The organism is Arenibacter latericius DSM 15913 (assembly GCF_000424985.1).
Taxonomy (GTDB): Bacteria; Bacteroidota; Bacteroidia; order Flavobacteriales; family Flavobacteriaceae; genus Arenibacter; species Arenibacter latericius.
In genome coordinates this window covers 1-11699 of the sequence record NZ_AUKX01000073.1, presented here as the reverse complement: position 1 = coordinate 11699, position 11699 = coordinate 1, and the positions used below count along the sequence as shown (strand labels likewise).

Below are 11699 nucleotides of genomic sequence, written 5' to 3'. Positions count from 1 at the left end.
GAGGGAGATGTGGTTTCTTTACAGATAACTGCTACTGACCCAGATGGTGATGTACTGAGCTATTCTGCTACTGGTCTTCCAGATGGATTAACTATGGATTCAGACGGACTTATTAGTGGTACGGTTGCTAATGGCGCATCAACCAACAGTCCTTATACCGTAGAGGTAACGGTTACCGATAACGGTACTCCTACAGAGTCCACGGTGGTGACCTTTACATGGAACGTAACGGCAGTGGTAGTGAATCAGGCCCCTGTGGTGAATACCATTGGTGAACAAATCAGTACAGAGGGTGATGAGGTCAACATACAGATAGTTGCTACTGACCCAGATGGTGATGCTTTGATTTATTCTGTAACTGGTCTTCCCGATGGCTTAACTATAGATGCTGATACAGGAGTTATTAGTGGTGCCATTGCCAATGGTGCAGCAACCAACAGTCCTTATACTGTAGAGGTAACGGTATCCGATGATGGTACTCCTTCGGAATCTGTGGTGGTGACCTTTATCTGGAATGTTAAAATAGAACAGAAAACTGAGGTTATGATAGCACCTAACCCGGCTAAGAATAATGCATTTGTATATTTTAACGCTCCAAGAAATGAAATTGTCAATGAAATATACGTTCATGATGCAATTGGAAGATATATTAATGTAGTGAGGAAACCGTTGAAATTGGAAGGAACACATTATAAGGTTTCAATAACAGGCTTGCGAGATGGAGTTTACTATATAACTCTAGTTTTGGAAGATGGTACTTCCTTGCCTGTAAGACTATTAGTTAAAAATTAATAATCTAAGGAAAATAAAAATGGGAGTAGTCTATTTGTAGACTACTCCCATTTTTTGTTTTATAACGTTATCTAAGATTATACTAACTCAATGCTGAAATTATTGGTAATATAGTTCTTGTGTGATTTATGCTATAGTTTCCTATTACTTTTAAAAACTGAAGTCTTCAATTGTTTTCTCGATTACAGGAAGTAATAATTTAAGGTTACTATTACTAATTTGAATTTCCTTTAAACTTTTAAAGTGTCGTAAGTTGTGAATATCCGAGCCAGCATAATCTATTAGTCCTTCGCGTAACAATTTATGTGCTTTTTTTTGAACTTCCTTACCATAAAAATCACTTAGAGAAAGCAAGTTTAGCTGTAATGAAATACCACTATTCTTATATTTCTGAAATTTAGAGGAATTAATATGCAAGAAATTATACCTTTCCGGATGCGCTAGTATAGGGAAATACCGGTGGGAAGCAATTTTTTCAACAGCTTGGTCAAAATTGATTGGGGGTTGTAAATAGGACATTTCTATTAGTAGATACCTTTTATGAAGAGGCATCTCCTTATGCTGTTCTAATAAAATTTCAAAATTAGCATCTATCATATGTTCTGCTGCTACATCCAAGGATATGTCTGTCATTCCTTTTTGCAACAAACCATCTAATACTTCCTTCTGTGCATTATGAATACTTTCACTATCGTTTGGATAGTAATTGTGCATTATATGTGGAGTCGCTATAATTTTTTTGATCCCAATTGAAGAAAACCCTTCTATTATAGCCAACGAATCCTCAACGGTTTTAGCGCCATCATCTATTCCTGGAAGAATGTGGTTATGGATGTCCACAAAATTGCCAAGGTAATCAACTAAAAATTTCTTCTTACTAAAAAAATTAAACATCAATAATTAGTTTTGGCCAAAAATAGTACTTCTTTTGAGAAATTCAGGACGGAACCTAATTTGATATTATATATTTCCCGAGTTTATGTATTTAATTAATTAGACCTAACCCTAGACCATTTAGTAAAGACAATTTATAGTTTAGATTTAGTTGGTGTAGTTATATCAATAGTCATTTAGTTATTACTTAAATGTATGTCAGTATTGCTACTTTATAGTTTAACATAACCTTCTCGCATTTAATTAAGTTGGATATTTATTTAATAAATGTATTCAATAGAGTGATATAGTTAAATATTTATTTTATCTTAACTGTCTGATAGTAAGTTTGGTGTGTTTTTTCTAAATGATTATATACGTATTTACCAAACTATTGTGTTTTTAGCATTTTATTTGAAGACATAACCTCCCCCACTTTTATTCTTAATTATTCTCGCTATCTATCCCCTGAGAGATAGCCTAAAGTTTTTTATTTAAACCAAATGGCTAACGAAAATTGAAACTACTTTTTTTACAAATTATAATAAGAATGTGATATCGTATTCTGTATAAATGTAGCAGCAGGGTTTAAGATCATGCTTTGTTCTTAAAATTCTCTTTTGGTGATCAAGTGTGTAGCATTCGTTTTGTTACCATAAAATAAATTATAGTGCGTATGTTTAATCGACGTGAAATTGTAAAGACCATAGAACTTCTTTATCCGCCATATTTGGTACTCTTGGTTTTGGCCCCCATTATAATTGGTTTTTTTATTGACTATGACCTATCCGATAGTTTTTCATTAGTTGTTAATCTAATATGGATGCTGGTTTTTACAATTCCTTACGTCCTTTTTCGAAAGGAATTTATTTACAGAATTGCCTTATGTGTATATTTTGTGATTGGTTTTATAGAGATTGGGCATTGGATTACAATGGAAGGGCCATTAACGATTACAAGCCTACTGATAGTTTCTAATACCAACTATGAAGAAGCACTATCGTTTTTAGATATGAAATCTACATGGGGTTTTGTAATGTTAATACTATACACGGCGGTATTTATAATGGCATTAAGAAAATCTTCTAAGGGTAAAACGGCTAAATACAAGTTGGTTCATATTGGGGCCGTTGTTATGGTTTTTGGTCTTATAATATTCAGCCTAAGAAATTCAATACCCAAGTACCGATTTCTTCCACAATCTGCAAAGATTTCTTATACGCTAATCAACGAACTAAGTGATTATAAAAAAGCGGGTAAAGAAAATGTACTAAAGAAAGTAGATGTGGTATTTCATGAAGATCCAAATCAACAACAAACCTTTGTTTTGATTATCGGTGAAACTTGCAGTAGAAATCACATGTCCCTTTATGGAGCCAATGTAAATACTAATCCCAGACTCAGTAACAGAGATGATATTATAAAATATACAGATGTTGTTTCTGCATATAATTACACATTTGAAAGCATTCCCGCTATGTTATCGCAATCAAGCTTGGATAAAGAACTTGATATTGCGGAAAGGGTAGATGTATTGGACGTTTTTTATTCTGCAGGATTCGAAACTTATTGGATTTCTAATCAGTCACCTATCGGAATTTGGGATAATGTTATAAGTGGTATGGCAAGGAAGTCTGATAATCCAAAGTTTGTAAATACAAATAGCAATTCGTCACAAGAAGCTATTTTAAGTCGTGCCTACGATGAAAATTTATTCGAACCTTTTAAATTGGCTTTAGAAGACAGTAGTAAACACAAGTTTATAGTACTGCATTTAATGGGTAGCCATAATACCTATTCTAAAAGATATCCTCCTGAATTTAGTGAATTTAAAAATGATGGTTCTAAAAGAGAAAGATTAATTGCCGAATATCGTAATTCTATTCTTTACAATGACTTTGTTGTGGATAGTCTTCTGACCATTTTAGAGCGCTATTCTTTAACAGCAAAAGATGATATTTCTTCTGCAATTTATGTGGCCGATCATGGGGAAAATGTTTATGACGAGATGGATAGAATAGGGCATGATTATTCAAATGAAATGCCTAAGGTTTTAGTTGAAATCCCATTTGTTGTATGGCTATCACCTGAGTATTTAAAACAATATAAAAGGAAGGCAACTTCCATAGTAGAAAATAAAGATATGCCTTATGTGACTGATTATTTATTCCACTCCATCTTGGATATTAATAAATTAAAAAGTCCTTTACTTGAAGAATCAAAAAGCGTTTTCAACAATAATTTTGACTACACTCGTGAAAGAATTTTAGTTGATGGTAAAGATTATGATAGGGAGTAAAATTCTTATCCTAATCCAAGAGAATCCACATGAATTGTCCGTTATTTTACCCGTACTTTAGATATAATTCTTACCAATTTCAATTTTAGTATTTTTCTATAAGTTCGGTTATTGCTTGTAATAATGTTATTGTAGTTAAATGCAAATTAAAATGTCAATTGATTAGTCTATAGGCGGTTAGTAGTTAGTCGATTATTTGTAGCAATTTATCTGATTTACGCTCCTTTATTTCCACCGACTTTTAATTCTTATTAATTTCAATAATATTCCGAATTAAAGACCCCCTACTATATTTTATTTATAACTAAATCCTATAGAACACATGGGGAAACTTTACTCTGCTTTTAAATTTAAATTTCTCTTACTTTCGACATTTATGTATTTTGGATTGATTTGTATTCCTACAATAAATGCTCAGATTAATTTTTCTCAAAGCAATCTAGATTTTAATGGGAATGGTAATGCTAAAGTTACCACTTCCTTAACCTTCGGACCTGATGGCAGGCTATATTTTGCTGAATATTCTGGAACTATAAAAGCAGTAACCATTGAGCGGAATGGACCAAGCGATTACAAAGTATTGGATACTGAAATTATAACGGGGATAAACGGAATTCAAAACCACAATGATGACGGTACCCTTGATTCTTCGACGCTAAGGCAAACCACAGGAATTGAGGTTGCCGGGACTTCTTCTAACCCAGTAATTTATGTCTCCTCAAGCGATTTTAGGATAGGAGGAGGTACATTTGGAGGTGATGGGGATACCGGTCTAGATACCAATTCTGGAGTAATCACCAGATTTACATGGAATGGGAGTTCTTGGGATGTTGTGGATATTGTCCGCGGTCTGCCACGCTCAGAGGAGAACCACTCTACCAACGGGATGGAATTTGTAACAGTCAATGGTAAGGATTATTTATTAGTGGCACAAGGTGGACATACTAATGCGGGTAGCCCTTCTCTCAGTTTCAACTACTTAACAGAATATGCACTTTCTGCTGCTATTTTATCCATAGAGCTTTCCGCCTTGGAAGTAATGCCAATTCTTAATGATAATGGACGTAACTACATCTATGATATACCAACTCTAGATGATCCTACACGCCCTAATGTAAATGGGATTACAGATCCAGACCACCCTAGTTATGATGGTGTTGATATCAATGATCCCTTTGGTGGAAATGACGGTCTTAACCAGGCCATGATAGTTCCTGGTGGGCCAGTTCAAATATTTTCGCCTGGTTATAGGAATTCCTATGATCTAGTGGTTACAGAAAGTGGGGCCGTATATGTGACGGAAAATGGTGCCAATGGAGGATGGGGAGGATTTCCCGAGAACGAGGGGATGATCGGTAATGTAACCAATAACTATGTTCCAGGAGAACCTGGAAGCAGTTCCTCATCGGGAGGGGAGCAGGTTAATAATGAAGATCATTTACATTTAATCACAACCGATATACAAAATTATGTATTTGGTAGTTATTATGGTGGCCATCCCACTCCTATCAGAGCAAACCCTGAAGGTGCTGGACTATATACCACTCCCAACCCTACAAGTAACAGTGGCGCCGTTTTTAGAACGCTTACCTATGATCCCGATATGTCTAACCCTGGTACAACGGACGATCCCAATATTGCACTTCCGGCAAATTGGCCTCCAGTTCCTGTGGCAAACGCCAATATTGCAGAAGGAGATTGGAGAGGTCCAGGAATAAATAATCCGGACGGTCCAGATGATGACGTGGTTACCATATGGTCAACTAATACCAATGGTATTGCTGAGTACACCGCCTCTAACTTTGGAGGTGCTATGAAGGGAGATTTGCTGGCTGGTACAAATTTCCAGCAATTGCGCAGATTACAACTAAATCCAGATGGGAGTAAATTAGCCCTAGATCCGATCTTTGCTTCTAATTTGGGGGGCAATGCTTTAGGGGTAACCTGTAATGGCGATAACGACCCTTTTCCTGGGACTATCTGGGTAGGAATTTATAAAGGTAATGGTGGTAATGGAAATATACTATCTCAGATAACGGTATTAGAGCCTGCAGATCTTTTAGAATGTATACAACCTGGGGACCCAGGCTACGATCCCCAAGCGGACAATGACGATGATGGGTATACCAATCAGGATGAAGTGGATAACGGTACCGATATTTGTAACGGTGGCTCGCAACCCAGCGATTTTGATAAAGCTGCGGGTCCCCCATATATTTCAGATCTTAATGATCCAGATGATGATAGTGATGGTATCCCTGATGCCGAAGATCCTTTTCAATTGGGCGATCCCCTTAGCGCTGGCAGTGACGCTTTCCAAATTCCTATAATCAACGAACTGTTCTCCGATACCAACTTAGGTGGATATTTGGGTCTTGGGATGACCGGCCTGATGAATAATGGCGATCCCAATGCTAACTGGTTAGACTGGGTTGACAGAAAAGACGACCCCAACGATCCTAACCCCAACGATATTTTGGGTGGTGCCGTTGGGGCAATGACCGTAAATATGACATCGGGTACCGCGTTTGGGACAAGCAATAATCAGGAAAAAGGGTTCCAATATGGGGTGCAGGTAGATCAGAATACTCCATCGTTCACTGTGGTTGGTAATCTGGGAAACTTTAACGGACCCTTGCAATTATATGGCCATACAGGAGCACCCAACGCTGAACTGGGGATTTTTATTGGGGATGGATTTCAAAGCGACTATATTAAATTGGTGATTACCAAAGATGGCATTACAGCCCAACAAGAAATTAACGATGTGCCACAGCCCCCTATAAATTATACGGTTCCATTACAAGACCGTCCAAACGGGGTAGTATTCTATTTTACAATAGATCCCTCTAACGGGGAAGTGGTCTGTCAGTATACTTTAGTTGGCGTTTCTTCACGCACCACCCTGGGTACAATTACAGCCTCAGGTAAATTGTTAGCGGCTTTGCAGGATCCTTCAATTGATCTGGCCGTTGGCTTAATAGGAACTTCCAACGCTCCAGGAGTTGAGGTTCAAGGGACCTGGGATTTTCTCAACGTTTTGGATGCTAATCCCTATGTGGCCATAGCTATTCCAAGTTTGGATCGGATGATTAATTCAGACGATGAAATTTTAACCCTAGATAATTTTTTTGATGATGATAATGGAACTGCAAACCTTACCTATACCGTTTCTAATAATACCAATTCCAATATAGGTACGGTTATTAATGGTAATGAATTGACTTTATCCTACCCTAGTACGCCAACAATAGCCGATATTACTATTCGCGCTACGGATACGGAATCTAATTTTGTGGAACAAACCTTTACGGTCACGGTTACGGATGCGCCAATTGTACTCTATAGAGTAAATACAGGCGGTCCGGAAATAGCGGCCATTGATGGGGGAATTGCTTGGGCACAGGATACCCCTGCGAACAACTCCCAATATCTTACAATTGTGGGAACCAATAATTCGTATTCTTATACCGTAAATGGAGGTCCAGAAGTTCCTTCATCAACACCGAATGCAATTTTTAATACTGAAAGAGCAGATGCTACTCCAGGAGCACCAAATATGACCTATTCTTTTCCAGTGGCCCAATCCGGAAATTATGAAATAAGGCTTTATATGGGCAATGGCTGGCCGGGAACCTCAGCAGCCGAACAACGTGTTTTTGATGTTCATTTGGAAGGAATTACTTATCCAGCATTAGATGGTATTGATCTATCCGGTACCTATGGCCACCAAGTTGGTACCATTATAAGCCATGTTATTCCAGTCAACGATGGTGCTATTGACATCTCCTTTCTTCATGGAATTATTGAAAACCCTATTATAAATGGGATTGAGATTCTGGATGCTTCTGATACCGATACCCCTATTTATGTAGCGCCAATGGCAAACCAAGAATCTAGTACGGGAGAACAGATGATGGGATCTATAGCTGTCTCTGCCTTTGGTGGCGATGGCAATAAACAATATTCGGCCCAAGGACTGCCACCAGGATTGGTCATTGAACCAACCAATGGGCAGATTGGGGGAACGGTTGAATTTGGAGCGGAGGTAAATAGCCCTTATACGGTTACCATAACGGTTGACGATAGTGATGGCTTTACTAATGATGCGGTTAGTATATCCTTTGAATGGACCATAATTGGCAGTACAGCTATTAGAATAAATGCAGGAGGTTCAGAGATCACTTCGGAAGGTAATATATTTAAGGCAGATCAGTATTTTGTGGGAGGACAATCCTATACAAACTCATCTGCTCAGGTACCATTGATGTATAAAACAGAGCGTAGTTCTCCAACACTAACCTTTGCTTATAACATCCCGTTGCCAAATGATGACTACACCGTAATACTTCATTTTGCAGAGATTTATAGAGGCGCTACCGGTGGGGGCACAGGCGGTATCGGAACCAGAGTGTTTGATGTGAAAATAGAAGATAACTTAGTTCTGGATAATTATGATATTTATGCCGATGTAGGTCCAGAAACTGTGGTAAAAAAGACTTTCCCCGTAACCTTGACAGATGGTACACTTAATCTTTACTTTTCTGCCTTGGCTGCTGATGGAGGTGTAGACCAACCTAAAATTTCTGCGATAGAAATTCTAACTAATAATTCGCAATTTCCTCCAATTAATATTGATCAAATTGCAGATCAGAACAACGTAGTCGATGATCCAATTAGCTTGAGCACTTCTGCTTCTGGAGGAGATCCCAATGCCAATTTTAATTTTAGTATATCCGGTCAGCCTTCAGGTTTAGAAATTGAACCTACTAATGGATTAATTTTTGGTACCATTTCATCCTCTGCAGTCAACGGAGGCCCTAACGGAGATGGCATTCACTCTGTAATGGTAACAGCTACCAAACCAGGATCTAGTCCGACCAATATGGTGTTTACTTGGACCGTATCGAATGGAAGTAGTCTTACGTGGACAAACAAAGACGAAAACGAGAACTATACGGGAAGACATGAGAATTCTTTTGTCCAGGCAGGAAATAAATTCTACCTCATGGGGGGAAGGGAAAATTCTAAAACAATAGATGTATACGATTATACCTCCAATACTTGGACTTCCTTGGTAGACTCAGCACCGTTGGAGTTCAACCATTTCCAAGCTACCGAGTACCAAGGACTGATTTGGGTAATCGGTTCCTTTAAAGACAATAGCTTCCCTACAGAAGCCCCGGCAGAATATATATGGGCATTTGACCCTGCAAAGGAGGAATGGATTCAAGGTCCGCAGATTCCCGCCAACAGAAGAAGGGGTTCTGCAGGTCTAGTAATGTACAACAATAAGTTTTATGTAGTAGCCGGTAATACCCAGGGCCATAATGGTGGCTATGTGCCGTATTTTGATGAGTTTGATCCGGGAACAGGGACGTGGACAGCTTTGACCGATGCACCTAGGGCTAGAGACCACTTTGCCGCTGTAACGATTGAGGATAAACTATATGTTTCCTCAGGGCGATTGACTGGTGGTCCTGGAGGCACATTTGCCCCTACCATTTCGGAGGTGGATGTATACGATTTTACAAATCAAACATGGAGTACGCTTTCTGCTGGTCAGAACATACCCACCCCTAGAGCGGGAGCCTCAGCGGTTAATTTTAATAATCGTTTGATGGTAATCGGGGGCGAGACTGAGACGGCCGGACCCTCTTTGACCACGGTTGAGGAATACAATCCTATTAGCCAGTCTTGGAGTGCGCTTCCCGGGTTGAACTCTCCTAGACACGGGACCCAGGCTATAGTTTCAGGAAATGGCGTGTTCATATTATCTGGATCGCCTTTGCAAGGGAATGGCAGTCAGAAGAATATGGAGTATTTTGGGGAGGACACCCCTGTTGGCAGTCCGAGCGTGGCAAGTGATGTCTCTGCATTGACCGACCTGCTGATTGCCAATGGGACAACAGAATCTATAAATCTCAATGTACAAAACGGGAATGTAGGGGTAATAGTGACCTCCATGGAGATAACCGGACTCGATGCGGCTGATTTCACTATAGAAACTGGTCAATTGACAAATCAATTACTGAACCCGAACAGCGTCCATCCCATAGGAATATCACTATCTGGATCTAGTGGTAATAAAGCTGCTGTTTTGACGATTTATTACGGTAACAATGAGTCTTTAGTGGTAAACTTGTCCAATTCTATAACAAATCCTGAGGTGACAGATATTTCTACCCAAAATAATTTAGAGGGAGATACTGTTTCACTGCAAATAGAAGCTATTGGGGCGTGTTCTAATTTAGTTTATAGTGCAACCGGATTACCCGCAGGGCTTTCTATAGATACCAATACAGGTCTAATTACTGGAACGGTTTCATCTGGTGGCATTGGTAATGGTGCTTATCAGGAAAGCAATGGATTGGTTGTAATGGAAATGGAGAATCTTAGTTTTAGCAATAATTGGACTGAAGAAACTTCTGAGACAGGTTTTACTGGCACTGGTTATTTATTTAATCATATAGATAGTTTCAATACCCCAGGAAATGGAACGATTACCACAAAAATTGAGATCACAACGCCAGGAATATACAGATTACAATGGCATAATAAGATCGGAATTATTGCAGCGGCTAGTCCTAATACAGAGCATAACGATACATGGGTGCGTTTTAATGACGCAGATGATTTTTTCAGTTCAGGGGTTGCTACGGGAGCATTACCTAGAAAATACCCTGGAGGCTCTGGTAAAACACCAGTAGTTAATGGTGCTACTTCAGCGGGCTGGTTTAAGGTATATACCAATGTTATTTCTTGGAATTGGGATACACAGACCAGTGATAATGAGTTGCAATACGTATTTGTTCAATTTGATAATCCTGGAGAATATACGATGGAGATAGCTAGTAGGTCTGAAGGTCACCTTATTGATCGGGTTACCTTACATAAAGTAGATCAGAATTACGGTACAGCACAATTATTAGCCGCTAACGAATCCTCACAAGGCGGAAGGGGTGTTGGAGCAGCGGATAATAGTCCATATAATGTAGAGGTGACGGTAACGGATGACTGTTCTCCCTCGCAATCCACTAGTATTCAATTTGTTTGGAACATAGGGGGGGCTGGTAATCAGCCACCAGTGGCTGTTGCATCAGCAGATGTAACTTCAGGAGATGCACCTTTAACAGTGAACTTCACGGGTAGTAATTCTACGGATGATGAAACAGGCCTTTCGTTTGATTGGGTTTTTGGAGATGGAGGTACTTCAACCCAAGCTAACCCTGTGTATGTATACAATACTCCTGGGAATTATACTGCTACATTAACAGTTACTGATGCCGAAGGCATTGAAGATACTGCTAACGCTCAAATATCAGTTTTAGATCCTAATCAGAATGGTATATTAAATTTAATGTTAGTGAATGCTGATACCGATGTAGACATGTTCGTATTATCCAATGGGCAACAGGTAGATGTTACCACAACCCAAGGGAAGGGACTAAATGTTAGGGCCAATACCAACCCGGCAACAGTAGGGAGTGTCTTCCTATCTATTTCAGGCCCGGTAAACGTTACTCGGACAGAAGGTGTAGCTCCCTATGCTTTATTCGGAGACAATGCGGGGGATTATTTTGGTCAAGCATTTCCTGTAGGGAATTATACTATTAGTGCAACTGCCTATAGCGGTTCTGGTGGAAGCGGGACCAACTTGGGTACGTTAAGCATTTCTTTTTCCATAGTAGACCAAGGTGGGGGAAATACAGCTCCAACGGCAGTTGCTAGTGCA

At 39.2% G+C, this 11699-nt stretch carries 4 protein-coding genes; 3 read left to right on the top strand and 1 reads right to left on the bottom strand.

Features of this window, described 5'->3' with window-relative positions:
• The coding region (locus H344_RS0116115) for a putative Ig domain-containing protein (RefSeq protein WP_026811234.1) at nt 1-792 on the top strand (792 nt) is incomplete at its 5' end.
• Between the two features lie 150 nt (nt 793-942).
• Here the strand turns inward: H344_RS0116115 and H344_RS0116110 are convergent.
• Nucleotides 943-1686, bottom strand: a complete 744-nt coding sequence (locus tag H344_RS0116110; protein ID WP_026811233.1) for a tyrosine-protein phosphatase — start codon at nt 1684-1686, stop codon at nt 943-945.
• Between the two features lie 655 nt (nt 1687-2341).
• Between H344_RS0116110 and H344_RS0116105 the strand changes: the two genes are divergently transcribed.
• Nucleotides 2342-3964, top strand: a complete 1623-nt coding sequence (locus tag H344_RS0116105) for a phosphoethanolamine transferase (RefSeq protein ID WP_026811232.1) — start codon at nt 2342-2344, stop codon at nt 3962-3964.
• A gap of 322 nt (nt 3965-4286) precedes the next feature.
• On the top strand, nt 4287-11699 hold a 7413-nt coding region (locus tag H344_RS0116100; protein WP_026811231.1), incomplete at its 3' end, for a malectin domain-containing carbohydrate-binding protein.